22 protein-coding genes are annotated in these 26054 nt (G+C 70.3%); 16 read left to right on the plus strand and 6 right to left on the minus strand.

What is annotated here, in order from left to right; translation table 11 throughout:
* Positions 1 to 133 precede the first annotated feature (133 nt).
* Positions 134 to 733, minus strand: coding sequence for a TetR/AcrR family transcriptional regulator (locus tag FXO23_RS48075; RefSeq protein ID WP_158895482.1), 600 nt, complete (start codon positions 731 to 733; stop codon positions 134 to 136).
* A gap of 66 nt (positions 734 to 799) precedes the next feature.
* Here FXO23_RS48075 and FXO23_RS48080 point away from each other — a divergent pair, with 66 nt between their 5' ends.
* Positions 800 to 1624 carry an SDR family NAD(P)-dependent oxidoreductase gene (locus FXO23_RS48080; RefSeq protein WP_158895484.1) on the plus strand — a complete coding sequence of 275 codons (825 nt, stop codon included), beginning with the start codon at positions 800 to 802 and terminating at the stop codon, positions 1622 to 1624.
* Between the two features lie 36 nt (positions 1625 to 1660).
* Here FXO23_RS48080 and FXO23_RS48085 read toward each other — a convergent pair whose 3' ends face one another.
* Positions 1661 to 2416: a CbtA family protein gene (locus tag FXO23_RS48085; protein ID WP_158895486.1), complete on the minus strand. Its 756-nt coding sequence runs from the start codon at positions 2414 to 2416 to the stop codon at positions 1661 to 1663.
* A gap of 16 nt (positions 2417 to 2432) precedes the next feature.
* Complete coding sequence (locus tag FXO23_RS48090) at positions 2433 to 2639, minus strand: CbtB domain-containing protein (protein ID WP_158895488.1); 207 nt, start codon at positions 2637 to 2639, stop codon at positions 2433 to 2435.
* A 338-nt stretch (positions 2640 to 2977) separates the two neighbouring features.
* Between FXO23_RS48090 and FXO23_RS48095 the strand changes: the two genes are divergently transcribed.
* Genes FXO23_RS48095 through FXO23_RS48110 form a run of 4 tightly spaced genes read left to right on the plus strand, consistent with a single transcriptional unit; the run spans position 2978 to position 6503 of the window.
* Positions 2978 to 3859 carry an SIS domain-containing protein gene (locus FXO23_RS48095; protein WP_158895490.1) on the plus strand — a complete coding sequence of 294 codons (882 nt, stop codon included), beginning with the start codon at positions 2978 to 2980 and terminating at the stop codon, positions 3857 to 3859.
* 4 nt (positions 3860 to 3863) lie between these two features.
* Positions 3864 to 4760 carry an ROK family protein gene (locus tag FXO23_RS48100; RefSeq protein ID WP_158895492.1) on the plus strand — a complete coding sequence of 299 codons (897 nt, stop codon included), beginning with the start codon at positions 3864 to 3866 and terminating at the stop codon, positions 4758 to 4760.
* A complete protein-coding gene (locus FXO23_RS48105; protein WP_158895494.1) occupies positions 4757 to 5665 on the plus strand; it encodes a 1-phosphofructokinase family hexose kinase in 909 nt (302 codons plus the stop codon). Before FXO23_RS48100 ends, FXO23_RS48105 begins: the two co-directional genes overlap by 4 nt.
* Position 5666: 1 nt before the next feature.
* On the plus strand, positions 5667 to 6503 hold the full coding sequence (locus tag FXO23_RS48110) for a class II fructose-bisphosphate aldolase (protein ID WP_158895496.1): 837 nt from the start codon (positions 5667 to 5669) through the stop codon (positions 6501 to 6503).
* On the opposite strand, the gene FXO23_RS48115 is transcribed toward FXO23_RS48110, so the two are convergent.
* Positions 6496 to 7281 (minus strand): DeoR/GlpR family DNA-binding transcription regulator, encoded by a 786-nt coding sequence (locus tag FXO23_RS48115; protein ID WP_158895498.1) that lies wholly within the window; start codon positions 7279 to 7281, stop codon positions 6496 to 6498. The genes FXO23_RS48110 and FXO23_RS48115 overlap by 8 nt on opposite strands.
* Positions 7282 to 7357: 76 nt before the next feature.
* Positions 7358 to 8770 carry a Gfo/Idh/MocA family protein gene (locus FXO23_RS48120; protein WP_158895500.1) on the minus strand — a complete coding sequence of 471 codons (1413 nt, stop codon included), beginning with the start codon at positions 8768 to 8770 and terminating at the stop codon, positions 7358 to 7360.
* Positions 8771 to 9042: 272 nt separating this feature from the next.
* On the opposite strand from FXO23_RS48120, the gene FXO23_RS48125 reads away from it, so the two are divergent.
* The 7 genes from FXO23_RS48125 (at position 9043) to FXO23_RS48155 (ending at position 17524) form a co-directional block, all read left to right on the plus strand.
* Positions 9043 to 10407, plus strand: coding sequence for an ABC transporter substrate-binding protein (locus FXO23_RS48125; protein WP_246258553.1), 1365 nt, complete (start codon positions 9043 to 9045; stop codon positions 10405 to 10407).
* 84 nt (positions 10408 to 10491) lie between these two features.
* On the plus strand, positions 10492 to 11439 hold the full coding sequence (locus FXO23_RS48130) for a carbohydrate ABC transporter permease (RefSeq protein ID WP_158895504.1): 948 nt from the start codon (positions 10492 to 10494) through the stop codon (positions 11437 to 11439).
* Positions 11440 to 11449: 10 nt separating this feature from the next.
* The gene (locus FXO23_RS48135; protein WP_246258554.1) at positions 11450 to 12376 is read left to right on the plus strand and encodes a carbohydrate ABC transporter permease; all 927 of its coding nucleotides are present in this window, start codon (positions 11450 to 11452) and stop codon (positions 12374 to 12376) included.
* A gap of 11 nt (positions 12377 to 12387) precedes the next feature.
* Positions 12388 to 13386: an ABC transporter ATP-binding protein gene (locus FXO23_RS48140; protein WP_158895508.1), complete on the plus strand. Its 999-nt coding sequence runs from the start codon at positions 12388 to 12390 to the stop codon at positions 13384 to 13386.
* Complete coding sequence (locus FXO23_RS48145) at positions 13386 to 15296, plus strand: DUF5107 domain-containing protein (protein WP_158895510.1); 1911 nt, start codon at positions 13386 to 13388, stop codon at positions 15294 to 15296. Before FXO23_RS48140 ends, FXO23_RS48145 begins: the two co-directional genes overlap by 1 nt.
* Complete coding sequence (locus FXO23_RS48150) at positions 15293 to 16069, plus strand: DeoR/GlpR family DNA-binding transcription regulator (RefSeq protein WP_158895512.1); 777 nt, start codon at positions 15293 to 15295, stop codon at positions 16067 to 16069. The genes FXO23_RS48145 and FXO23_RS48150 overlap by 4 nt, the downstream gene beginning before the upstream one ends.
* 129 nt (positions 16070 to 16198) lie before the next feature.
* A complete protein-coding gene (locus FXO23_RS48155; RefSeq protein WP_158895514.1) occupies positions 16199 to 17524 on the plus strand; it encodes an alpha-lytic protease prodomain-containing protein in 1326 nt (441 codons plus the stop codon).
* Between the two features lie 54 nt (positions 17525 to 17578).
* Here FXO23_RS48155 and FXO23_RS48160 read toward each other — a convergent pair whose 3' ends face one another.
* Positions 17579 to 18976 carry a Dyp-type peroxidase gene (locus FXO23_RS48160; protein ID WP_158895516.1) on the minus strand — a complete coding sequence of 466 codons (1398 nt, stop codon included), beginning with the start codon at positions 18974 to 18976 and terminating at the stop codon, positions 17579 to 17581.
* A 262-nt stretch (positions 18977 to 19238) separates the two neighbouring features.
* Here FXO23_RS48160 and FXO23_RS48165 point away from each other — a divergent pair, with 262 nt between their 5' ends.
* From FXO23_RS48165 to FXO23_RS48175, 4 genes are read left to right on the plus strand one after another with little or no spacing between them, the layout of a single operon-like run.
* Positions 19239 to 22292 carry an endo-alpha-N-acetylgalactosaminidase family protein gene (locus FXO23_RS48165; protein WP_158895518.1) on the plus strand — a complete coding sequence of 1018 codons (3054 nt, stop codon included), beginning with the start codon at positions 19239 to 19241 and terminating at the stop codon, positions 22290 to 22292.
* Positions 22289 to 22663 (plus strand): alpha-N-acetylglucosaminidase N-terminal domain-containing protein, encoded by a 375-nt coding sequence (locus tag FXO23_RS51365; RefSeq protein WP_218952410.1) that lies wholly within the window; start codon positions 22289 to 22291, stop codon positions 22661 to 22663. Before FXO23_RS48165 ends, FXO23_RS51365 begins: the two co-directional genes overlap by 4 nt.
* The gene (locus tag FXO23_RS48170; RefSeq protein WP_218952411.1) at positions 22624 to 24447 is read left to right on the plus strand and encodes an alpha-N-acetylglucosaminidase; all 1824 of its coding nucleotides are present in this window, start codon (positions 22624 to 22626) and stop codon (positions 24445 to 24447) included. Before FXO23_RS51365 ends, FXO23_RS48170 begins: the two co-directional genes overlap by 40 nt.
* Before the next feature lie 18 nt (positions 24448 to 24465).
* The gene (locus tag FXO23_RS48175) at positions 24466 to 25620 is read left to right on the plus strand and encodes an alpha/beta hydrolase family protein (protein WP_158895520.1); all 1155 of its coding nucleotides are present in this window, start codon (positions 24466 to 24468) and stop codon (positions 25618 to 25620) included.
* Positions 25621 to 26054 lie beyond the last annotated feature (434 nt).

The following is a 26054-nucleotide window of genomic DNA, read 5'->3' on the forward strand; positions in this document are numbered from 1 at the left end:
CACACCCGGTCAACCCCACCCCACCAGCAAAAACCAAGATGAAAAATGCCCAATGTGGCATTGGGGGCGCTCAAGGTTCCCAATGTGGCTTTCGGGGCGTTGAAGGTACCGAAAGCCACATTGGGGGAAACGGTTACCGGGGGCGGAGGGCGGCGAGGGTGAGATCGGTGACCGTGTCGGCGTAGGACTCGGTGAGCGGGCCGGTGCGGAGTAGCCAGCGGTAGTAGATCGGGCCCCACAGGAGTTCGAAGGCGGCGTCCAGGTCGAGGTCGGCGGCGAGTTGACCGGCGGCCTGCGCGCGGCGGAACCGGTCCCGGGTCGCGGCGAGCAGCGGTTCGTACAGGCGCTCGCGGAATTCCTCGGTGAGCTGGGGATCCTGCTGGAACTCGGTGAGCAGCACGCGGTACGGCACGTCGAACCGGGGATCGGTGAGTTCGGCGACCGTCGCGCGCACGACCAGCCGGAGATCGGCTTCGAGGTCACCGGTGTCCGGCAGCGCGACCCGTTCTTCGGCGCCCTCGGAAAGGGCGAGGAAGGCGTCGAAGACGACCGCGCCCTTGGACGGCCACCAGCGGTAGATCGTCTGCTTGCCCACGCCCGCGCGGGCGGCGATCGCTTCGATGGTCAGTTTCCGGTAGCCCACCTCGCCGAGCAGGTCGAAGGCCGCGCCGAGGATCGCCTGGCGGGAGCGTTGGCTGCGGCGGGCCGGATCGGGTGCCTTGCGCTGGTTCATGGGCGTAGGTTAGCGTATGGCGAAACGAGACGGTTCGTCTCGTTGGAACCGAAAGAGGAGAGCTACTTGACTCGACACGATTCATCCCGCGTCTGGCTGGTCACCGGGGCCGGTCGGGGCTTCGGCCGCCGGTTCGCCGAGGCCGCGCTCGCCGCGGGAGACCGGGTCGTCGGCACCGCGCGCCGCCCCGAGGCGCTCGACGATCTGGTGGCCGCGCACGACGGCAGGCTCGCCGTGCTCCCGCTCGACGTGGCCGACCGCGCGGCCGTCTTCGCGACGGTCGAGCGTGCGATCGAAGCGTTCGGCCGCCTCGACATCGTGGTCAACAACGCCGGCTACGGCCTGATGGGCGCGGTGGAGGAGATCACCGAAGAGCAGGCGCGGGCGCAGCTCGACACGAACTTCTTCGGCGCGTTGTGGGTGACCCAGGCCGTGCTGCCGCAACTGCGGAAGCAGGGGTCCGGGCACATCGTCCAGATCTCCAGCGTCGGCGGGCTCGGCGCGATCGCGACCATGGGCCTGTACGCGGCCGGCAAGTGGGCGCTCGAAGGCATGAGCGAGGCCCTCGCCCAGGAAGTGGAACCCTTCGGGATCAAGGTGACGCTCGTCGAACCGGGTGGCTACGCGACCGACTGGGGCACCACGAGCATGCGCATGGCCGAGTACAGCCCGGCCTACGAACCGGTGCGCGCCAAGCTGTTCGCCGAGGGCGCGGACATCGAGGAAGGCGATCCAGCCAAGGTCGCCGAGGCCGTGCTGAAACTCGTCGACAGCGAGAATCCGCCGCTGCGCCTGCTGCTCGGCGACGCCATGTACGACGGCATCTTCGAAATGTACGAGAAGCGGATCCAGGAATGGCGGAGCTGGGAGAATCTCGGCCGGGCGTGCTGACGGGGCCCGAAAGTGCGCGCACTTTCGGGCACCCGCTCACACGGCGGCTGGGGCAGAGCGCCTGGCGAGCGCTTTTTCCGCCAGCCAGCCGAAGGTCAGGCCGAGGATCGTCCACAGTGCACACTGCGTGCCGAGGGAGGCGATCCGGAAGCTCCACAGCGTGGAACCGGGGAACTCCGGGGGCACCTCGTCGATGATCGGCATCAGCCACGCGGCCACGCCGATCGCGACGAGGTAGCCCGCGCACCCCACAAGGCCACCGGCCCACGCGCCGTAGCGGTCGGCGAGCTTGCGGCCCGCGACCACCGCCACGATCCCGAAAACCAGTGACAGGGCCACGAATCCGAAGTACAGCCCGGTGCGTTCACCGATCGTGCCGGGCTGCCCGACGGCGGGCGGATTCGCCGGATACTTCAGGAACGGCACCAGAACCACCACGGCGAACGCCCCGGCGGCGAGCAGTGCCGCGGTCACCCGCGGCCGCAGGGTGCCGATCCGGCCGGAGGAGAACGCGAACGCGAGCGAGAACAAGCCACCGATCGCGACGCCGTAAACGCCGACCCCGGTGAACAACCCGAGCGTGCTCTGCACGCCCCGGCTCACCAGTTCTTCTTCCGCGCCATGCGCTTCCTCGCCACCGGCGCCGTGTTCGTGCTCGTGCGCGGCGCCCGCCTCCTCGATGCCGATGGCCGCGTTCACCGACGGCTCACCGAAGAGGTACGCGAACAGGGTCGCGAGCACACCGGCGATCAGGCCCGCGAGCATGCCGCGGACCAGCAGGGTCCTCATCATGGAAAGCGGCCCCGCCCTAGTGGCAGGGGAAGGCGAGCAGGTGCCGGCCGTCGTGCACGAATTCGTGGATGTAGGAGTTGGCGAACAGCGCCGTGGCGCCTTGTTCGGCGCTGACGAAGTACAGGGCGATCAGCGCGAGCAGTCCGATGAGCACCGCCCACGGCAGGTTTTCCCGGACCGGGATGCGAAGCGGGATCTGGGCAGGGATCGCGGCTTGTGACATGGCGTGACCTCCTCGGCTGGCGCGGCCGTAGTGGGGTGTCGCGACGGCCCCGGGTCTGACTCCCCGGGCGAGGGAGGATTCGCCCAGGTCACAGTGGCGCGTCCGTGCGGATTCTCACCGCATTCCGGGGGCTGTCGCCTAGCCGGGCGAGCGTAAGCCGCCCTTTCTCGGAGAGTCAATGTGACCTGGCCATCCGCGCCCGGATGGACGCATGGACTGGACCACCTGCGATGATTGAAACTGTGTGAAACGCTGATTGACCGCGCATAAATAAGCATCTAGGGTGAAGTGGGGCCGGTCCGGAACGGACCGGTGGCGAGCACACGGATGGGGAGTTCATGTCCCGGTCATTCATGGATGAAGAGATCGCGAGCCAGCCGGATTGCTGGCGCAGGGCGGCGGAACTCGCCGGCGCGCTCGGCGCCCGGCTGCCGGCGCCCGGCCGCCGGGTGGCCGTGGTCGGCTGCGGCACCTCCCGGTTCATCGGCGAGTCCTACGCGGTCCTGCGCGAATCGGCCGGTCTCGGCTACACCGACGCGTTCGCGGCCTCCGAATTCCCCAAGGGGCGGCGCTACGACGAGCTGCTGGCGATCTCGCGTTCGGGCACCACCACCGAGGTGCTCCGCCTGCTCGAATCGGTGCGCGGCGAGATGCCGACCACGGTGATCACCGGTGTGCCGAAGGAGATCGCGCCGGTCTCGGACACCGTGCTCGACCTGTCCTTCAGCGACGAGCGGTCCGTGGTGCAGACCCGGTTCGCCACCACCACGCTGGCCCTGTTGCGCAGCCACCTCGGCGAGGACCTGACCACCGCGATCCGCCAGGCCGAGCAGGCCCTGACCGAACCGGTCGACGACGCGGTCCGCACGGCGTCGCAGTTCACCTTCCTCGGTACCGGTTGGACGGTCGGCATCGCCAACGAGGCCGCGCTGAAGTTCCGCGAGGCGTCGCTGTCCTGGACCGAGTCCTATCCGGCCTGGGAGTACCGGCACGGACCGATCAGCATCAGCGAACCGGGCCGGGTGACCTGGATGTTCGGCGCCGCGCCCGGCGGCCTCGCCGAGGACGTCCGGCGCACCGGCGCGACCTTCGTCGACGGCGACCTCGATCCGCTCGCCGATCTGGTGCGCGCGCAGCGGGTCGCCGGGCTCATCGCGGCCGATCGCGGGCTGGACCCGGACACTCCGCGGAATCTCACGCGTTCGGTTGTGCTGCACTAGTTCCATGAACGCACAGCTGGTCGCGGCGCTGGACGTCGGCGGCACGAGTATCAAGGCGGCGCTGCTCGACGACGAACTGCGCCAGCTGACCGCGGTCCGCGAACCCACCGCGCACGGCGCCGACGGAACCGCGCTCGCGGACCAGATCACCCGCCTGGTCACCGGACTCACCGGCGGCGCCGCCCCGGCAGCGGTCGGCGTGGTGGTGCCGGGCATCGTGGACGAGGCGGCCGGGGTGGCGCGCTACGCGGCCAACCTCGGCTGGCGGGACGTCCCGTTCGGGGCGATGCTCGCCGAACGCCTCGGCGTCCCGGTCGCGTTCGGGCACGACGTCAGCGCCGGCGGGCTGGCGGAATACCGGCTCGGCGCCGCGCGCGGCTTCGGCAACGCGGTGTTCATGCCGGTCGGCACCGGGATCGCCGCCGCGTTGCTGTTCGACGGCAAGCCGTACCGCGCGGGCGGGCACGCGGGCGAGGTCGGGCACATGGACGTCGGCCACGAGCGGAAGTGCTCCTGCGGCGCGGTCGGCTGCCTGGAGGCGATCGCCTCGGCGGCCGCGCTCGCCCGCCGCTACGGCGAGCGGACGCGGAATCCGGTGACCGGTGGCGAACAGGTCGTGGACGCGGCCCGGCGCGGCGATCCGGATGCGGCGGCGGTCCTCAAGGAGGCGCTGGACGGCCTCGGCCGGGCCCTGACCGCGCTGACCATGGTGCTCGCGCCGGACGTGTTCGTCCTCGGCGGCGGGCTGTTCGGTTCCGGCGCGTTCCTGCTCGATCCCTTGCGCCACTGGCTGTCCGCGCACCTGACCTTCCAGCGGATGCCGGAGCTGCGGCTGGCCGAACTCGGCGACGAGGCCGGTTGCCTCGGCGCCGGGCTGCTGGCGAGGGCCCTGTTGCCATGATCGTCACGGTCACCCCGAACACCGCCCTCGACGTGACCTACACGCTCGAGCGGCTGGTGCCGGATGTGGCCCACCGGGCGCACCGGGTCGACCGGCGCGCGGGCGGCAAGGGCGTCAACGTGGCCCGGGTACTGCACACGCTCGGCGCGCGCACCTGCGCGATCGGCACCGCGGGCGGCCCGGACGGCACGCTGATCCGCGCGGATCTGCGCGCGGCCGGGATTTCGCACCTGCTGCTGGACACCCGGTCGAACTCCCGCCGCACCACCACGATCCTGGCCACGGCGGACGAAACGGTGACGCTGGTCAGCGAGCCCGGCGCCGAACTGTCCACAGTGGAATGGAAGGCGATCGAGGGCGCGGTGCGACGGCTCGTGTCCCAGGCGACGGTGCTGGTCTGCTCGGGCAGCCTGCCGCCGGGGGTGCCCGCCGACGCCTACGCCCGGTTGATCGACATCGCCGGTGCGCTGCCCACGATCCTGGACGCTTCGGGCGAGGCGCTGGCCGCCGGACTCGACGCCCGGCCGACCGTGGTGAAGCCGAACGCGGCCGAACTCGTCGAGGTGACCGGGCAGCCGGATCCGCTCGCCGCGGCCGAGGCGCTGCGGGCGGAAGGCGCGGGCGCGGTCCTGGTGTCCCTCGGCGCCGAGGGCATCCTCGCCGCCACCCCCCAAGGCGCCTGGCACGCGCGGCCGTCCCGGCCGCTGACCGGGAACGCCACCGGCGCGGGGGATGCCGCGGTCGCCGGGATCGCGCTCGAACTCGCCGCGGGATCGGCGTGGCCGGAGGTGCTGCGCCGCGCGGTCGCGCTCTCCTCGGCCGCGGTGCTGGGTCCGCTGGCCGGGGACTTCGACATCGACCACTACCGGCGCGAACTCGACGCCGTGCTCATCGAGGAGGTCTAGCGTGCCGCTGGTGTCCACGGGCGAAATCGCCGGTCCGGCAGCCGAACGCGGGGTCGGCTGCGGGGCGTTCAACGCCATCGGGCTCGAGCACCTCACCGCGATCATCGCGGGCGCGGAGGCCGCGGGCGCGCCGGTCGTCGTGCAGCTGAGCCAGAACGCGGTGCGCTACCACGGTTCCCTGGCGCCGATCGGCTCGGCGGCGCTGGCCGCCGCGCGGGCGGCGGCCGTGCCCGTGTCGGTGCACCTGGACCACGCCGAATCCCCGGATCTGGTGCGCGAGGCGGTCGAACTCGGCTTCGGTTCGGTGATGTTCGACGCGTCCGCCTTGGACTACGCGGACAACGTGCGGGCGACCGCGGAAATGGTGGCGTTCTGCCATTCCCGGGGCGTCTGGGTGGAGGCCGAACTGGGCGAGGTCGGCGGCAAGGACGGCGTGCACGCACCCGGCGCGCGCACCGATCCCGGCGAGGCGGCGGCGTTCGTCGCGGCGACCGGGGTGGACGCCCTCGCGGTGGCGGTCGGCACCTCGCACGCGATGCTCACCCGGGACGCGGCCCTGGACTTCGACCTCATCGCGAAACTGCGCGCGGCGGTCGCGGTTCCGTTGGTATTGCACGGTTCCTCGGGCGTCGCCGACAATGATTTACGCACGGCCGTCCGCTCGGGCATGACGAAGATCAACATCGCGACCCAGCTCAACAAGGAGTTCACCGCCGGGCTGCGCGAGTACTGCGCCGAGAACCCGGCGGTCGTCGATCCCCGCAAGTATCTCGGCGCCGCCCGCGCCCGCCTGCAGGCCGAAGTCATCCGGCTGCTCGGCGTTCTCGGGGCTAGGTGACCAGCACCTTGACGCCTTCGGCTTCGAAGGCGTTCACGGTGGCCTCGTCCACACCGGAATCGGTGATCAGCATGTTCACGTCCGCGGTCGGGCAGATCTGCGCGAACGCGTGTCCGCCCAGTTTGGACGAGTCCGCGACCACGACCACCTGACGCGCCCGCGAGGCCATCAGCTTGTTGATGCTCGCCTCGCCCTCGTGGTGGGCATACGCGCCGCGCACCGCGTCGATCGCGTCCACCCCGAGGAACACCAGATCCAGGGTGATCTCCTCCAGGATGAGCGTCGCCAGCGGCCCGGTCAGCTCGAACGAGTGCTGCCGCGCCACCCCGCCGGTCACCACGATCTTGATGTTCGGCCGCACCGCCAGTTCGTTCGCGATGTTGAGCGCGTTGGTGACCACGGTCAGCGCGGGGGAGTCGCCGCGGTCGTTGAAGTCCGGCCGGGTCGCCACCGCGCGGCCCACCTCGGTGCTGGTGGTGCCGCCGTTGAGCCCCACCACCATGCCGCGTTCCACCAGCCGCGCCGCCGCCGCGCTGATCCGCTGCTTCTCCGGGGCGTGCCGCGCCGCCTTGTGCCGCAGCGGGAGGTCGTAGGCCACGTTGCTGGCCACCGCACCGCCCCGGGTCCGCGTCAGCAGCTGCCGCCCCGCCAGGTGGTCCAGATCGCGGCGGATCGTCGCCGGGGAGACGTCCAGCTCCGCGGCCGTCTGCTCGACGTCGATCTTGTCCCGCTGCCCGACCATGTCGAGCAGGGCACTCAGCCGCTCGTGCCGATCCACGCCTCGACCCTCCTGCCGCACGTTGTTCCAGACTGAGAACGTACTACGCGCGGAGCAGTCCGATGGCCGGTGTGGCTCAGCCGGGCTTCGGCGAGTCGGTCCCCGGATGTGGCGTCTTCCAGCGACCCCGGGTGAAGTCCGGAAAGGGAATCGGCGCGCCGCCCAGCCGCACCGACATCGCGCTCAGCGCGAACGGCGCGTTCCACGCGGCCGCGTCGTAGACGTCCATATCGGGTGCCAGGCCGAGCCGGATGGTCTGCGCGAGCCGGTACAGCATGAGGTAGTCCATTCCGCCGTGCCCGCCCGGGCCCGGGCCGATGTCCTTCCACAGCCAGTGGTCGTAGTTCTTGAAGTCTTCGAAACTGCCCCACGTGTCATGGGAGTGCGTTGGCTCGAGATAGATACGTGCGGGGTAGTCCTCGAATACCCCTTTCGTGCCCGCGAGGTGGTTGAGGCGCGAATACGGATGCGGGTTGGAAACGCCGTGGACCAGGTGAATCACCCGGCCCTTCTCGGTCTGCAGCAGGCTCATCGTCACGTCGCCGTCGACGTAACGCTCCCGCCACCTGGGATCCCCGGCCGGAACGTGCTGGGCGCGGTAGTCGGCGAGCCCGAGCGCGGGGGTGCTCATCGAGGTCATCCGCACCAGGCGGTCGCCGCGGTTGATGTCCAGATAGGACGCGACCGGGCCGAGCCCGTGCGTGGGGTAGAGGTCGCCGTTGACCTTGGTGTGCCAGGCCCGGCGCCACTGCCCCTGGTAGTAGGTGTCGGAGAACAGCAGTTCGCGCAGATCGTGCAGGTAGGCGCCGGAACCGTGCAGCAGTTCGCCGAACAGGCCCTCGTGCGCCATCCGCAGCACGCGCAGCTCGTTCTTGCCGTAGCAGCAGTTCTCCAGTTGCAGGCAGTGCCGCCGGGTCTGCTCGGAGGTGTTCACCAGTTCCCACATGTCCGGGATGGTGGTGGCGATCGGGCATTCCGAGCCGACGTGCTTCCCGGCCCGCATCGCGGCGAGCGCCATCGGGGTGTGCCATTCCCACGGTGTCGCGAGGTAGACGAAGTCGATGTCGTCGCGGCGGACGAGCTGCTCGTAGGCGTGGTCGCCGCCGGTGCAGGTCGCGGGCGCGGGATGCCCGGCCTTGGTGATCGTCGCGGACGCCTTCGCCACGAACTCGGCGTTGATGTCGCAGACGGCGGTGACCCGCACGTTCGGGACGGCGAGGAAGAGGGGCAGCATGGACGCGCCGCGGTTGCCCAGGCCGATGATGCCGATCCGCACGGTGTCCCGGGCCTCGAAGGGCACGCCCATCATCGAGGCGCCCCGGGGTTTCGGCCACGAGCGGGCGTCTTCGCCTATTCCGGAAGCCGGTTCGGCGCCCGCGATCCCCTGGCCGATCCCCAGCGCGGCCAGGCCCGCGCCCGCGGCGGCGCCGGTGCGGAGGGCCGATCGCCGGGTGACGTTCTCGGGGCTGCGTGCTGGTTCGTCGGCCATCTGCCGCCTCCTTGCGGAACCTGTTTCGGGGTGCATCGAGGATCGTTCGAAAGTGCACCCAGGTCAAGAGTTTCGCGAAGTTTCGATCAGGAAAGAGCAACATCGAGCAGCAGATGGCCTAGCGACCTGGCGTAGGCTTCCAGGCAACTCACTGTTGACAACTGCGCGAAATCGAACAAAACTGCGCACCAATGCGCACCGAGTGCGCGCAATCCGCTGACTTCGATCAGGTGGTGGCCATGCGATCAGGTGGCAAGTTCTCCCTCATAGCCGTGACGGCAGGTCTGGCGCTCGCCGCATGCGGCAGTCCGACCGGTCCGGAGAACGCCAATGGCGGTGAGAACGCGCTGCCGGGCGCCGAGCAGTACCTCAGCTCGCCGTGCCCCGAGGCGGGCACGAAGCCCACCGGCAGGCAGTTCACCTACTGGTCGATGTGGACCGCCGACGAGCCGCAGGGCAAGGTGCTCAAGCGCGCGATCGACTGCTTCACGCAGAAGACCGGGGTCACGGTGAACGTGCAGTGGCTGGGCCGCAAGCTGCTCACCCAGAACGTGGCCCCCGCGCTGAACACCGCGGACGTGCCGGACCTGATCGACCAGGACCTGAACCAGCTGAACGCGGCGGTGGTGGCCCCGGGCGGCACGCAGAGCGTCGAGGACGTCTTCGCGTTGAAGGTGGGCGAGGGCGAGAAGACCGTCAAGGACGTGCTGACCCCGACCAGCTACACCATGCCGCAGAACCGCGACGCCGCGGGCAAACCGTTCCTCGTCCCGTACGAGCTGATCAGCAACGCGTGGTGGTACAACCGCGACGTCAACCCGAACCTCGCGCCGCCCCGGTCGATCGACGAGCTGTTCGCCCTGTTCGACAAGGCCAAGCAGGACGGCAAGGCGGCGATCAGCCAGGACGGCGACATCAACGACTACAACCTCTACTTCTTCACCCAGCTCGCCGCGCGGTTCGTCGGCCCGGGCGGGATCGTGAAAGCCGCGCAGGACAGGACCGGCCAGTCCTGGAAGGCCGAACCCGGTTTCCTGGAGGCGGCGAAGCTGGTCGAGCGCCTGGCGAAGGGCCACTACTTCGTCGACGGCTGGGACGCCTCCAAGTTCCCGCAGGTGCAGCAGCGCTGGGCGGACGGCGAATCGGTCTACACCTTCAACGGGAGCTGGCTGCCCAGCGAGATCCGCGAGTACCTCGGCAAGCAGGGCGGCGGCAAGGCGATCAACTACGGCTCGTTCCAGTTCCCGATGCCCGCCGGCGCGACGCACGACATCGTGGAACAGCTGCCCATCGGGTTCTCGGTGACCGCCAAGGCCAAGAACCCCGAACCCGCCAAGGCGTTCATCGCCTACGTGCTGAACAAGGACATCCTCGCCGGGATCCCGGCGGTGAGCGACAACCTCACGCCGCGGACGGACCTCGCGGTGCCGGACGACCTGAAGCCGATCAAGGCGGTGCTCGAGGACCCGAAGAAGGAGCACACGCTGATCGCCGACGGGCTGAGCGGGATGGGCACCTACGTGGACAACGTGTTCTACCCGGCGGACAATGCGCTGCTCAAGGGGCAGCTGACCGCGCAGCAGTTCATCGATCAGGTGGCGGCGAAGAGCGCTGAGTACTGGAGGGCCCGTGGGTGACCAAATGCGGGTCGTGAGTGTTCCGGCCGGTTCTAACCGGTCCAAACACTCACGACGACCGCGCGTTCTGAAAAGGCACTGCTGATGGCGCAGATCGCGGTACCGGCGGGCAAGCCGGTCACCGGTAAGGCGGGCGCGCAGCTGCGAGGCAAGCGGCGGTTGTTCTGGCCGCTGCTCGCCCCGGCACTGGCGCTCTACGTGGTGTTCCTCGTGGTGCCCACCATCGCCACCGCGGTGCTCAGCTTCTCCAGCTGGGCCGGTGCGGGCGACACCCCGGATTTCAACGGGTTCGCCCAGTACCGCGAGATGTTCGCCAGCGACGCCTTCCGGTACTCGTTCTTCAACACGCTGCTCTACATCGTGGTCGGCGGGGTCGGCACGTTCCTGCTCGCGTTCCTGTTCACCATGGTGCTGCGGGACATGCGGGGCGGGAAGCTGATCCGGGCGATCCTGTTCTTCCCGAACATCGTGGCGCCGGTCGCGCTGGGCATGTTCCTCGGTTTCGTCCTGGTGTACCGGCCGGGCAAGCAGGGGCTGATCAACTTCGTGCTCGAGGGGATCGGGCTAAACGGGGTCAAGTTCCTGCAACCGGAGAACGTCACCTACGCGGTGATCGTCGCGCTGATCTGGGCCAGTTCGGGGTTCTACATCACGATCCTGATGGCCGCGGTCGACCGGATCCCGCCGTACCTCTACGAGGACGCCGAGATCGCGGGCGCGTCGCCGTGGCAGAAGTTCCGCAACATCACGCTCCCGCTCACCTGGGACGTGGTCGGGGTCGCCGGCGTGCTGTGGACGATCAACGCGATGAAGATCTTCGAACTGGTCTTCGTGCTCGCCGGTCCGGGCACCTATTCGCCGCCGATCCACGCCTGGACGCTGGGGATCTACGTCTTCGACCGGTCGTTCGGCACCCAGGGCACCCCGGCCTACGGGGCGGCCTGCGCGTGCGCGGTGATGATGATCGCGCTGGTCTCGGTGTTCGTCGTACTGCTGCGCAGGCTCATGCGCCGCGACGCGATCCAGTACTAGGGGAGTGCTCGTGTCCACTGTGGATGTTCCGGTCGAACCGGCCGCGGAGCCGGTGCGCAAGCCGCCCCGCAAACCGAAACCGGCGCCCGGGTCGCGGCGGTTCAGTCCGTTCCGGGTGCTCGGCACGGCCGTGGTGTGGCTGTTCACCGCGTTCAACCTGTTCATCCTCTACTGGCTGATCTCGTCGTCGTTCAAGACGCCGGTGGAGATCTTCACCCAGCCGTTCCAGCTGCCCCGGCAGTGGTTCGTGGCCGGGAAGCCGTTCCGCAACTTCGCCTACGCCTGGAGCCAGGCCGGTTTCGGCACGGCGTTCCTCACCACCGTGCTGCTGGTCGCGGCTTCCGCGGTGGTCGTGGTGGCGCTCTCGGCGCCCGCGGCCTACGCGCTGACCCGGCTCGGCGTGCGCGGTTCGAACGGGCTCACCAACCTGTTCGCGATCGGCATGGGGGTGCCGTTCCAGACGGTGATCATCCCGTTGTTCGTGGGCATGGCGAAACTGCACCTGACCAACAGCCTGCTCGGCCTCTTCCTGGTCTACGTGGCGCTTTCGCTGCCGTTCACGGTGTTCCTGCTGACCGGGTTCTTCCGCTCGCTGCCGGACGAGATGGAGGAGGCGGCCGCGATCGACGGCGCGTCCCCGGTCCGGACCTTCGTGTCGATCATGCTGCCGCTGGCGCGCGGCGGGCTGATCACCGGGCTGATCCTGAACGCCATCGGGCTGTGGAACGAGACCCTGCTGTCGATCGTCTTCTTGCAGGACAACGCGAAGTTCACGCTCGCGCGGGCGCTGTTCACCTTCTACGGCGCGGCCAGCTACCAGTCGGAGTACGGCGGCCTGATCGCCGGGGTCACCATCGTGGTGCTCCCGATGCTGGTGCTCTACATCCTGCTCGCGCGGCGCATCATCACCGGCCTGACGCTCGGCGCCGGGAAATAGGGAGACAAGGCATGGCAACGGTTTCGTTCAAGGGGGCCACGCGGTACTACGCGGGCGTCGACAAACCCGCGGTGGACCGCCTCGACCTCGAGGTGAACGACGGCGAGTTCCTGGTGCTGGTCGGCCCGTCCGGCTGCGGCAAGTCGACCACCCTGCGCATGCTCGCCGGGCTGGAGGGCGTCGACGAGGGGCAGGTGCACATCGGCAGCCGGGACGTCACCGAGCTGCCGCCGAAGGACCGGGACATCGCGATGGTGTTCCAGAACTACGCGCTGTACCCGCATATGACGGTGGCCGAGAACATCGGCTTCCACCTCAAGATCAACAAGACGCCCAAGGCGGAGCGGGCGAAGCTGGTCGCCGAGGCGGCCGAACTGCTCGACCTCACCGCGTTCCTGGACCGCAAACCCGCCAAGCTCTCCGGTGGGCAGCGGCAGCGGGTCGCCATGGGCCGGGCGATCGTGCGGCGGCCCCAGGTGTTCTGCATGGACGAACCGCTGTCCAATCTGGACGCCAAGCTCCGGGTGCAGACCCGCACCCAGATCGCCTCGCTGCAGCGGCGGCTCGGGGTGACCACCATCTACGTCACCCACGACCAGGTCGAGGCGATGACCATGGGCGACCGGGTCGCCGTGCTCAAGGACGGCGCGCTGCAGCAGTGCGACACGCCGATCGGGCTGTTCGCCAAGCCCGCCAACGTGTTCGTGGCCGGATTCATCGGCTCGCCCGCGATGAACCTGCTGCCCCGCGGCGACCACATCCTCGGGGTGCGGCCGGAGGGCTGGCGGATAACCGAACCCGGCGAGGGCATCGCGGCGACCGTCGAGGTGGTCGAGGAACTCGGCAGCGACCAGTACCTGTACTGCGCGACGCCGGACCACGACGTCCCGCTCACCGTGCGGACGCCGGGCATGGCCTCCTGGCAGCGGGGCGACCGGATCGGGCTCGTGCCGCTGTCCGACGCGGTGCACCGGTTCGACGCGGCCACCGGAGAACGGCTCCCGGAGTGATGGAGACCCGGCTTCACCGCGAGGATCTGACGCTTCCGGCGGCCGAACTCGGCGCGGAGAACCCGCTTCCGCGGCTCGTCCGGCCGGGCCACGTGCAGCAGGTGGCCAATATCGACGAACTGCCCGCCGAACTGGCCGGGAACATCGCCTACGGCGCCCTGGAGTCCCTGCTGCCGTGCCGGATCCAGGACGGGTACGGGCGGGAGCGGGAACCGCGTGCCCTGCCCGCGCTGGTGCTGGAGAACTCGCGGCTGCGCGCGACCGTCCTACCCGGACTCGGCGGTCGGCTGTACTCGCTGGTGGACAAGGAGAACGATCGCGAGCTGCTGTACCGCAACCCGGTCTTCCAGCCCGCGAACCTGGCCTTGCGCAACGCCTGGTTCGCCGGTGGCGTCGAATGGAACCTGGGCAGCACCGGGCACACCACGCTGACCTGCGCGCCGATGCACGCCGCCCGGGTCGCGGGTCCGGACGGGTCGCCGATCCTGCGGCTCTGGGAATGGGAGCGCACTCGCGATCTGCCCTATCAGCTCGACTTCTGGCTGCCGCCCGGCTCGGCGTTCCTGTTCGTCGGGGTGCGCCTGCGCAATCCGCACGACCACGACGTGCCCGCGTACTGGTGGTCGAACATCGCCGTCGAACGGGGAGAGCGCACGCGGGTGCTGGCCCCGGCGGAAAGTGCCTGGCACTACGGGTATTCCGGTCGGCTGGATCTCGTTCCGGTGCCCGAGCACGACGGTTTCGACCTCAGCTACCCGGTGCGGCACCGGCAGGCGGCCGACTACTTCTTCGAGATCCCGGACGCCGCGCGGCCGTGGATCGCCGCGGTGGACGGCGACGGCCTCGGCCTGGCGCAGGTGTCCACCGCGCGCCTGCGCGGGCGGAAACTGTTCGTGTGGGGCGAATCCGCGGGCGGGCACCGGTGGCAGGAGTGGCTCGCGCCCGGCGCGCCCGGTTACCTGGAGATCCAGGCCGGGCTCGCGCGCACCCAGCTCGAGCACCTGCGGCTCCCGGCCGGGGAGTCCTGGGACTGGCTGGAAGCCTACGGCCCGGTCCAGATCGGCTCCGCCGTCCACAGTGGAGACTGGGCGGAGGCGTGCGCGGCGGTCGGGGAAGCGTTGCCGCATCGAGAAGTCGACGCCCGCCTCGCGGCGTGGCGTCCGGTCGCCGACAGCGAACCGGAGGAGCCGCTGTTCGCCGGATCCGGCTGGGGTGCGCTGGAACTGGCCCGGATGGGCCGGTCGCTGCCGGGCACACCGTTCGGGGAGCCGGGCGCGGACCAGCGCCCGTGGCTCGCGCTGCTGAACGGCGAGACACCGGAACCCGTCGAACCGCCGCCGGGCACGCTCGTGTCGGAGCCGTGGCGGGAGCTGCTGGAGAACGCCGGGGAGAACTGGGCGATCTGGTACCACCGGGGAGTCGCCCGGTGGCACGCGGGGGACCGGTCCGGGGCGGTGGCCGCCTGGACGGCCTCGGCCGAGCTGACCTCGACCCCGTGGGCGTTGCGCAACCTCGCCGTGGCGGCCGGGCTGGACGGCCGGAAGTCCGAGGCGGCGGCGCTGCTCGCCGAGGCACTGGTCCGCGCGCCGCGGGTGCTGCCGCTGGCGATCGAGGCGGTCACCGCGGCGCTGGACGCCGGGCGGCCCGGGCATGCCGCCGATCTCATCGGGCTGCTGCCCGCGGAGCTGCGCGCGGCGGGCCGGATCCGGTTGCTGGAAGCCCGCGCGGCGCTGGGCCTCGGCGACGCGCGCCGAGCGCGGGAGATCTTCGACGCCGGTTTCGAGGTCGCCGACATCCGGGAAGGCGAAACGTCCCTTTCGGACACCTGGGCCGCGATTCAGGACGCGCTCGGCGAATCCCGCGAGCTTCCGGAGCACTACGACTTCCGGATGAAGGCCGAGCGGCCGTGAAGCGGCACGAGCGGCTCGGCGGGCTGTTGCAGCTCGTCGGCGAGCGCGGCCGGGTCGACGTGGACGAACTCGCCGCCAAACTGGACGTGTCCGCCGCGACGATCCGCCGCGATCTCGACCACCTCGCCGAACAGCAGCTGCTCACCCGCACCCGCGGCGGCGCGGTGGCCAACAACGTCTCCTACGATCTGCCGCTGCGCTACAAGAGCGCCCGGCACGCGCCGGAGAAGACCCGGATCGCGCGTGCGGTCGCGATGCTCGTGCAGCGCGGCGGGGTGGTCGGGTTGAACGGCGGCACCACCACGACCGAGATCGCCGGTGCGCTCGCCGCCCGCGGCGACCTGAACACCGGTCCCGGGCTCACCGTGGTGACCAACGCGCTGAACATCGCCAACGAACTCGCCGTGCGGCGGCACATCAAGCTCGTGGTGACCGGCGGGGTCGCCCGCCCGCACTCGTTCGAACTGACCGGACCGCTCGCCACCCGCGTGCTGTCGGAGATCGCGCTCGACCTGCTGGTGCTCGGTGTCGACGCCCTCGACCCGCACGGCGGCGCGTTCGCGCACCACGAGGGCGAGGCGAACATCAACCGGCTGATGGTCGAGCGGTCGGCGCGGGTCGTGGTCGCCGCGGACAGCTCGAAACTCGGGAAGCGCGCGTTCGCCCGGATCTGTCCGATCGGGGCGGTCGACGTCGTGGTCACCGACGCCGGTGTCTCCGCGGACCTCAAACAACGCTTCGAAGCCGCCGGCACCGACCTCCGCGCCGTCTGAGCCGCTACTCGCCGCCGGGTTGCCGGTGTTATGGGTACTTGTGATGCCCTCGGTAGCAGGTTTTCGTTGATGCTGGATTGGTCTAAACCTTAAGCAACGGGCGTACCTGCGCGCCTGAGGAGTGAGACCATGAAACGAAGACTCGCCTTACGCCTGGCGACGGCCGTCTGCGCGGCCGCCGCCGTGGCCTGGGCGCCCGCCCTACCGGGTACGGGGCCCGCCGCGGACGCCACCGGCGGCGCCACGTCCCCGGAGATGTTCTCGGCCCTGCAACGAGATCTCGGCCTCACCGCCGAGCAGGCCCGGGACCGGATCATCCGGGACACCCGAGCGAGCCGGCTCGAGCCGATCGTCGCCCGGGGGCTCGGTGACAGCTTCGGCGGCGCCTGGCTCGCCGCGGACTCCGATCACCTGGTCGTCGCGGTCACCGACGCGGCCAAGGCGGACCAGGTCCGCGCGGCCGGGGCGGAACCGCGGCTGGTCACCCGGAACCAGGCTCAACTCGACGCGGTGAAGGCCAAACTGGACGCGGTCCGGGCGCCGGGCACGGTGTCCGGCTGGTACGTCGACGTGCGCGCGAACGACATCGTCGTCCAGTCCCGGCCCGAGGCGTTCGACGCGGCGCGCGCGTTCATCGCGGCCGCCGGAGTGGACGCGAGCTGGGTGCGGGTGGTGCCGTCGGCCGATTCCCCGCGCCCGCTGGCCGACGTGCGCGGCGGCGACGCGTACTACATCAACAACAGTTCCCGGTGTTCCATCGGCTTCTCGGTGAACGGCGGTTTCGTCACCGCCGGGCACTGCGGCACCACCGGTTCCACCACCACCGGCGCGGACCGGACCGCCCAGGGCACGTTCCGGGGTTCGGTCTTCCCCGGCAGCGGCGACTACGCCTGGGTCGCGGTCAACTCGAACTGGACCCCGCGCGGAGTGGTGAACAACTACAGCGGCGGCGTGGTCGAGGTGGCCGGTTCGGACGAGGCCGCGGTCGGCGCGTCGATCTGCCGGTCCGGCTCCACCACCGGGTGGAAGTGCGGCACGGTCCAGGCCAAGAACGAGAGCGTCAACTACCCGCAGGGCACGGTCACCGGTATGACCCGGACCAGCGCCTGCGCCGAACCCGGCGATTCCGGCGGCTCGTGGCTCACCGGTCAGCAGGCCCAGGGCGTGACCTCGGGCGGATCGGGCAACTGCACCTCCGGCGGGACCACCTACTTCCAGCCGGTGAACGAGATCCTGAGCGCGTACAACCTGACGCTGGTCAAGACCGGTGGCGGCGACCCGGACCCGCCGGGCGACTGCGACGGCGTGCAGGCCTGGGACGCCTCGGCGAACTACGCACCCGGTGACGTGGTTTCGCACAACGGTCACAAGTGGCAGGCCACCTACTGGTCGAGTGGCGCCGAGCCGGGCGACCCGCGCTCGTGGGCGGTGTGGAGCGACGCCGGCGCCTGCTAGGAGGGGGAAGCGTGGGCCGTCGGTTCCCCCATTGCCGACGGCCCACGCGGGCTTTTACAGGGTGCGCAGGAAAGCCAGTGAAGGCATGAAGAAGTACTCGCCGCCCTTCATGGTGACCGCCTGCGGAGCCGGTTCCACCGCCTGCTCGCCTTCCCCGGCCCAGTCCGGGGTGAACGTCGTCTCGATCCGCTCGCCCTGGCCGATCACCAGATCCAGCCCGGGCGCCTTGTGGCTGGGCGGGACGACCGGGAACTGCGGCTGGTTCGCCCAGTTCGCCTGGATGAACTCGAACTGGTTGCCGAGTTCGGCGTTGAAGGCCATGAACAGCAGGCCGACGCCGCCGGTGGGGCGCACGGCCGGTGGCAGGTCGGCGTTCGGCCGGTCGCGGCGCTTGCCGTAGGTCTGGGCGCGCCGCGCGAACAGGTGCCGCCGCTCGGCTTCGGGTGTTTCCGCCCCGCCGGAGCCGCGCGGATTGGTCTTGCGGATGTGCGACTGGAACGGGCATTTCGCGCCCTGCCCGTCGCTGAAGTAGCTGAAGTCGTTGCCCACCGGGCTTTCCAGCCCGGGCTTGCGCTGCAGCGTGAGCGGCGTGCCGTCCTCGAACCGGCCGACCAGCATGGCGCCGGCCCGCTCGCGGTCCTCCCCGGTCAGCCCGAGCGCGGTCGCGAGGTCCTGTTCGGCCTGTTTGAACAGGCGCACGTTCTGCTCGAGCTTGCGGAAGACGAAGTAACTGCCGAAATGCGCCCGCGGGTTCGGCGCGGCGGTGTCCGGTACGAGCACGCGGTCCAGAGCGGTGGACGGGTCCCATTCGTTGATGCCGTCGGTGGTGCGCCTCTCGTTCTCGATGTCCTCGGTCAGGAACAGCGGCTGGCTGCGGCCGTCCACGTAGCCGAAGTGTTCGATGCCGTCGCCGTTCTCGTTGACCTGCGACAGCCCGATTTCCTCACCGAGCACGGTGATTCCCCGGCCCGCCAGATTGAGCACCTCGCGGCGGCGCGCCTTCATCGCGCTCTCCAGGTCCGCGCCGACCAGGACCACCGCGTCGATGTCCTGCTGGTACTGCCGCTCCCAGCGCCCGACCTCCGGATCCTTGAGCCGCGGGATGGCCGCCTTCGCGCCGTCGGCGAAGGGCTGGTCGGCCGGGGCGTTCGCGATGCCGAGGCGCCGGTAGGCGCGCGCGGCCAGGCCGAGGCCGACGTACGGAGTCGCGCGGCCCTTGCCGGACTTGAACGCCTCGGTCTCCTCGAGTTGCGTTCGCGCGGACTTCATCAGCGGCACCAGCGCTTTCAGGAACGTCCGGCCCGCCGCCGGATCGTCGAAGCGCAGGAACAGCACCGACAGGTGATCGCGGACGTGCGGTTTGAGGATGTTCGGCTGAAGTTCGTTCAGCATCGTCGCGGCGTCACCGGTCGCGTTCTTCCAGCACAAGGGTCTGGACAGGTCAATGGCCATGGAAAACTCCCCCAGTTGCGATTTTGCGGTGCGGCGGCCGCCCCTGCTTACCGCCAGCACCTGTTACCCATAGTTGGGAAAACCCGGTTCTGCCGCCCTTGGTTGATCGCCTTTTCACTCGAATGCCGTATTGGCAAATGCTCTTGTGCACCTGCCGTAATACTTGACCTTGTTCGGCTAACTGCACGAATGTGCTTGTTTCTGTTGACTTTTGAGCGTTAGCGGCCTAAAACAATCATAAACACACGGACTTGGAGGCGCTATGCCCGCTCGTGTCCGCCCGGTCGTCCTGCTGGCCGCCGCCCTCGCCACGACCGGCCTGATCGCCGCACCCGCGCCGTCGCAGGCCGCGGACCAGCCGGCTGAACTGCGCATCTCCTCCCCGGAGCTGGTGGTGGACGTGGGCGCCGCGTTTCCGTATGTCCGGCGCTACACCGACCGCGCGACCGGGGCGGGGCTGGACGGCCGCGTCACCGCGCTGGACAGCATCACGATCAACGGCTCACCACACCGCGTGACCGGCGCCGGATCCGTGGGCCCGGACGGCGCCGCGCACTACACGCTCGCGATCGCCGACGCGCCGGGCGCGAGCGTCGAAGCCTCCCTCCGGGTGCGGGGCCGGGCCGTGACGTTCCGGATCGACCGCGTCACCGAGACCCCGGCGCTGCGGGTCGGCACGATCGACATCCCCGGCCACGACCTCGTTTCGGTCGCCAGCGGCCAGCCGGGCGCGTCGACCGCGTTCACCACGCTCGATCCCGATTCCACCCGCACCGCCGACCGGTTCGCCGCGGTCACCCCGGCCACGGCCGCCGACCCGGCACCGGTCGGGGCCAGTTACGCGATCGTCCACACCGGACAACTGGCGGCCGCGATCGAGACGAATTCGGTGTACGACAAGCCTTCCGGTCCGACCAACCGGGATGCCGCCCGGTTCTGGCACCAAGCGCGCAGGGAGGCCGGCGACGCCACCCGGGTCGGTGTCTGGAGTGGACAGTGGACCTACCGCGGGGACACCGCCGCGGTCACCGAGGAACTGCCGTGGGCGAAGGTGGTCATCACCCCGGACGCCAACGGCGATGGCGTGGTGGACTGGCAGGACGGCGCCCTCGCCTTCCGGGACATCGCGATCACCCCGAACGGGGCCGGGGAGACCGCGGACCGGGTGATCACCCACATCCCGTTCAACTTCGCGAGCCAGGCCACCCATCCGTTCCTGCGCACCCTGGACGACGTCAAGCGGATCTCGCTGTCCACCGACGGCCTCGGCCAGCTGGCGATCCTCAAGGGCTACGGCTCCGAGGGGCACGATTCCGGGCATCCGGACTACGGCGGCGACTACAACACCCGCGCCGGTGGCCTGGGCGACCTGAACACCCTGCTGCGCGAGGGAAAGCGGTGGGGCGCGAACTTCGGCGTGCACGTGAACGCGACCGAGTCCTACCCGGAGGCCAAGGCGTTCGACGAGAAGCTGGTGAATCCGGCCCGCAAGGGCTGGAACTGGCTGGACCAGTCCTACGAGATCGACCAGCGGCGGGACAACGCCTCCGGTGACCTGGCGAAGCGGTTCCAGCAGTTGCGCGACGAAACCGATCCGAACCTGAAGTTCCTCTACATCGACGTCTACCGCAGCTACGGCTGGGTCGCCGAGCACATGCTGCGCTCCCTGCGCGCGCAGGGCTGGCAGGTCGGCACCGAATGGTCGGACAAACTGGAACGGTCCGCGCTGTGGTCGCACTGGGCCAACGACCTCGACTACGGCGGCGCCACCAACAAGGGGCTGAACTCGCAGATCATCCGGTTCATCCGCAACGGCCAGAAGGACGTGTGGAACAACCACCCGATCCTGGGCAACACGCGGATCGAGGAGTTCGAGGGCTGGACCAACGAGGTCGACTGGAACACCTTCTACCGCAACATCTGGACCAACAACCTGCCCGCGAAGTTCCTGCAGCACTACCAGATCCAGCGCTGGAACGCGCACGACATCGCGTTCAGCGGGGGAGTGCGCGGCAGCGACGCGGCCGGGAAGCGCGAGTTCTTCGTCGGCGACGCCAAGGTCCTCGACGGCGACCGCTACCTGCTGCCGTGGCAATCCGGCGGCGAAACCAAGCTGTACCACTACAACCCGGCGGGCGGGCGGACCGAGTGGACGTTGCCCGCGCAGCTCGCCGGAGCCCGGCGCCTGACCGTGTACCGGCTCACCGACACCGGGCGCAAGCTCGCGGCGACCGTTCCGGTGCGCGGCGGCAAGGTGACGGTGACCGCGGAACCCGGTGTGCCGTACGTCCTCTTCCCGGACCGGCTGGCGCCGCGCCAGGCCGATCCGCGGTTCGGCGAGGGCTCGCCGGTGACCGATCCCGGGTTCAACGCCGGTGACCTGCGTGCGTGGCAGCCGCGCGGTGCGGTGTCGATCCAGCGCACCGAACGTGGCCAGCGGGTGGCGCGGTTCGGCGCCGGGGCCGGCGCGCTGGAACAACGCCTGGGCGCGCTGGCGCCGGGCACCTACAGCGCGTCGGCGTGGGTCGAGGTCGAACCGGGCAAGCGGCGGCATGCCGGGATTTCCGTTCGCGCCGGACGGGAACCGGCGCGCTCGGCGTTCGTCGAATCCTCGACCGCGAAGAACCTGGTGGCCGCGGACGACAAGCACGACACCCATTTCCAGCGCGTGCGCGTGCTTTTCGACGTGCCGCCGGGTGGCGCGCGGCCGCTCCTGCGCATCGCCGCGGGTGAGGGAGCCGCGGCGGTGCGCGTGGACGACGTGCGCGTGGTGCGGACCCAGGCGGTCGCGAAGCCCGGTGCGCTGGTGTTCGAGGACTTCGAGCACGTCGACCAGGGCTGGTGGCCGTTCGTGAAGGGCGACGCCGGGGGCAGCACGGATCCGCGCACGCACCTGGCCGAACTGCACGCGCCGTACACGCAGCGGGGCTGGAACGGGAAACTGGTCGACGACGTGCTGTCCGGCGGCTGGTCGCTCAAGGCGCACGAGGAGAACGCGGGGCTGGTGTACCGGACGGTGCCGCAGAGCGTGCGGTTCGTGCCGGGCCACCGGTACCGGGTCGAATTCGACTACCAGAGCGGGGTCGCCGGTCAGTACCAGTGGATCACCGGCGTGGACAACGGGACGAACTCCGTTGAGCTGCACCGGACTCCGCTCGGTGAGCAGCGGGCCACCGCGAGGTTCGCGCAGGAGTTCACCGCGGACCAGGCCGGGGAGTACTGGGTCGGCCTGCGCAGGCTGCCCGGTGACGTCGAGCAGGCGGACGTGATCATGGACAACTTCACCGTCGTCGACCTCGGGGCGGTGCCGCGATGAAGCGCGCGATCACGCTGCTGCTCGCCGGATTGCTGGTCGCGCCCGCCGTTCCGGCGGCCGCCGAGCCCGCGATCGACTCCGCGGCCGCGCCCGCGTACGCCGCGGTGAAACGGTTGCTGCCGAACCACTACCGGCAGTTCGAGCTGGTGGTCCGGCCGGGCGCGGACGCGTTCCGGGTGAGCGGAACGACCGGGCGGGTCCGGGTCGAGGGCAATACACCCGGGACGGTGCTCACCGGGGTCGAGCAGTACCTGCAGCAGATCACGCACACCGATCTCGGCTGGCCGGGGAGAGCGTTTCGCGGCTGCCCCGCCGCCTGCCCGCGGGTTCGGTGCGGCAGACCGCGGTGGTGCCGCACCGGTTCGTGCTGAACGACACCGACGACGGCTACTCGGGCGCGTACCGGACCTGGGCGGACTGGGAACGGCAACTCGATCTGCTCGCGGTGCGCGGGGTCAACGAGGTGCTGGTGACGGTCGGTTCGGACGAGCTGTACCGGCGGACCTTCCGCGAATTCGGCTACTCCGACGGCGAGATCCGCTCGTGGCTCCCGGCTCCCGCGCACCAGCCGTGGTGGCTGCTGCAGAACATGTCGTCCTTCGCCGGGCCACCGTCGCCGCGCCTGCTCGCCGAGCGGACCGCGCTGGCGCGCCGGATCGTCGACCGGGTGCGGGAACTGGGGATGACCCCGGTGCTGCCCGGGTACTACGGGACCGTGCCGCCGGGTTTCGCCGCGAAGAACCCGGGCGCGCAGGTGGTGCCGCAGGGCACCTGGGGCGGGTTCACCCGGCCGGACTGGCTGGATCCCCGGGGCGAGCAGTTCGCCCGGGTGGCCGCTACTTTCTACGCGCGCCAGCGGGAACTGTTCGGCGACACGTCGATGTACAAAATGGACCTGCTGCACGAGGGTGGCACACCGGGACCGGTTCCGGTCGGCGCGGCCGCCGCCGGGGTGATGAACGCGTTGCAGGCGGCGCGTCCCGGCGCCACCTGGGTGCTGCTCGGCTGGCAGAGCAATCCGCCCGCGGCGATCCTCGACGCGGTCGACAGGTCCCGGCTGTTCATCGTGGACGGCCTGTCCGACCGGTACCACGATCTGGACCGGGAAAAGTCCTGGCAGGGCACGCCGTACGCGTTCGGCAGCATCTACAACTTCGGCGGCCACACCACGATCGGCGCGAACGCGGGCGTGTGGGCGGAGCGGTTCCCGCGGTGGCGCGCGAAGGGGGACAGCGCGTTGCGGGGCATCGCGCTGATGCCGGAGGGCACCGGCACCAACCCGGCCGCGGTGGAGCTGTTCGCCGAACTGGCGTGGCGCTCGGAGCCGATCGACCTGCGGGCGTGGTTCGCCGGGTTCGCGGGGCGCCGGTACGGCGGCGCCGACGGGCACGCGGCGGCGGCCTGGGACATCCTGCGCCGCACGGCGTATGCGATGCCCGCGGGCGAGTGGAGCGAGGCGCAGGACGGCCTGTTCGAAGCACGCCCGAGCCTGGACGCGACGACCGCCGCCGCCTGGTCCCCGCGGGCGATGCGTTACGACGCGAACACGTTCGCCACCGCCGTCGGCGAACTGTTGCGTGTGGACGGTTCACTGCGGGGAAGTTCCGCCTACCGCTTCGATCTGGTGGACGTGACCCGGCAGGCGCTGACCAACCAGTCGCGGGTGCTGCTCCCGCGGCTCAAGGCGGCCTACGCGGCGCACGACCTGGTTCTGTTCCGCACTTTGTCGGCCAAGTGGCTGCGTTACCAGGAACTGCTGGACCGGTTGCTGGCCACCGACGAGCACTTCCTGCTGGGACCGTGGCTGGAATCGGCCCGCCGGGCCGCCTCCTCGGACGGCGAGGCCGCGCAGCTGGAGTACGACCAGCGTTCGATCATCACCACCTGGGGCGATCGGGTCAGCTCGGCCGAGGGACTGCACGACTACGCCAACCGCCAACTGGCCGGTCTCGAATCGGATTTCTACCGGGCGCGGTGGCAGCGGTACTTCGATTCGCTGGACCGCTCCCTGGTGACCGGGCAGCCGCCGGAGGCGATCGACTGGTTCGCGTTCGAGGACGGCTGGGCGCACCAGCGCAAGGCGTATCCGGTCCGGCCCACCGGGGACGCGTACCGGACGGCCGCGGCGATCTGGGCGGAACTGGGCGGCGCCTGATGTTGCATGATGGTCGGTATGGAGTCGCAAGAGGACACTGCCAAACCGCGGCGGCGTCGCCGGATCCTGGTCGGCACGCTCGTTGTCGTCGTGCTGCTGCTCGCCGGGGGCACGTTCGGGATCGGCTGGTACTACAGCGGTGAACTGCTCAACCCGGTGACCTCGGCCCAGGGCCGGTTCCAGGACACCGTGCTCGAGTCGGCGGGCGGTTCGGTCACGCTGGCCGATTCCGCGAGCGCTGCCCGCCCGGGGGAGTACGTGCTGACCTGGGAAGGCGGCGGGCTGGCCGGGGTCGGGCCGGTCCTCGACCGCGCCGACGGCCGGGTGCGGCGGGCGGTGACCTCCGGCGCGGCGCCACCGGCGGGGACGAAGGTGTCGGTGGCCAACTGGTCCCGGCTCAGCGATCCGCGCAGCGCGGACGGGCTGGAGTTCGCCGAGGTCGGAGTGCCGACCGAACTCGGCCCCGCCCCGGCGTGGTACGTGCCCGGTTCGAGCAAGACCTGGGTCATCGCGGTGCACGGCCGCGGCAGCCAGCCGGGTTCCCGCGCCGAAGCCCTGCGCGTGCTGCCCGTGCTGCACCAGCTCGGGCTGCCGGTCCTCGACATCACCTACCGCAACGACTTCGGCGCCCCGCCCTCCCCGGACGGCCTGTACCACCTCGGTGACACCGAGTGGCGGGACGTCGAGGCCGCCATGCGGTACGCGCGGGACCAGGGCGCCGAACGCTTCGTGCTCTACGGGTGGTCCATGGGCGGCGCCATCGTGGCGCAAACGCTTGCCCGGTCCTCGCTCGCGGGTTCGGTCACCGCCACCGTCCTCGACGCGCCCGCGCTGGACTGGACCGCCGCGGTCGCCCAGGGCGCGCAGGTCCGCGGCGTGCCCGGTTTCCTGACCCCGCTGGCCTCCCTGTTCGCGGACTGGCGCGCGGACGTCGACTTCGACCGCCTCAAGGTCGTGGACAACCCGCCCGCCGCCAAACCGCCGACCCTGCTCTTCCACGGCGCCGAAGACAGCACGGTCCCCGTGCGAACCTCCCGCGACCTCGCCGCCGCCGCACCCCGACTGGGCTGGCCCGTCCGCTACGAGGAATTCCCGCTCGCCGAACACACCGGCGAATGGAACACCGACCGCCCCCGCTACGAATCCACCCTCCGCACCTTCCTCACCCAATAACCCGCGAGTCCCCCGTCCCGGTAGCCGAGTTTCACGCTCCGGTAAGCGAACTACACACTCAGGCAAGCGAGTTCAACGTTCAGGTACGCGAGTTCCACACTCACGCACCTGAGTTCCGGGCCCGCTGTCGCGAGTCCCCCGTTTCGAACGTGCGAGTTCCCCGTTCCGGTCTACCGAGTTCCCCGTTTCGGTAGGCGAGTTCCCTACCCGGGCATCCCACGACGCGGAGTTCGTGTGCGCGAGCGTGTAGTTCACTTGCCCGAACGTGGAACTCGCGTGCCCGAGTGTGTAGTTCGGTTACCCGAGTGTGGAACTCGCGAGGGTGGGGACACCGCGGCCCGCTGGACGCCGTTGTCCGGCGGGCCGCGGTGAGTACTAGATGACTGATTCCGTGAAGGTCGTGTGAAGGGAGCTGCTGTGCGGGCGTGGGAGGA

The organism is Amycolatopsis anabasis (assembly GCF_009765355.1).
Taxonomy (GTDB): domain Bacteria; phylum Actinomycetota; class Actinomycetes; order Mycobacteriales; family Pseudonocardiaceae; genus Amycolatopsis; species Amycolatopsis anabasis.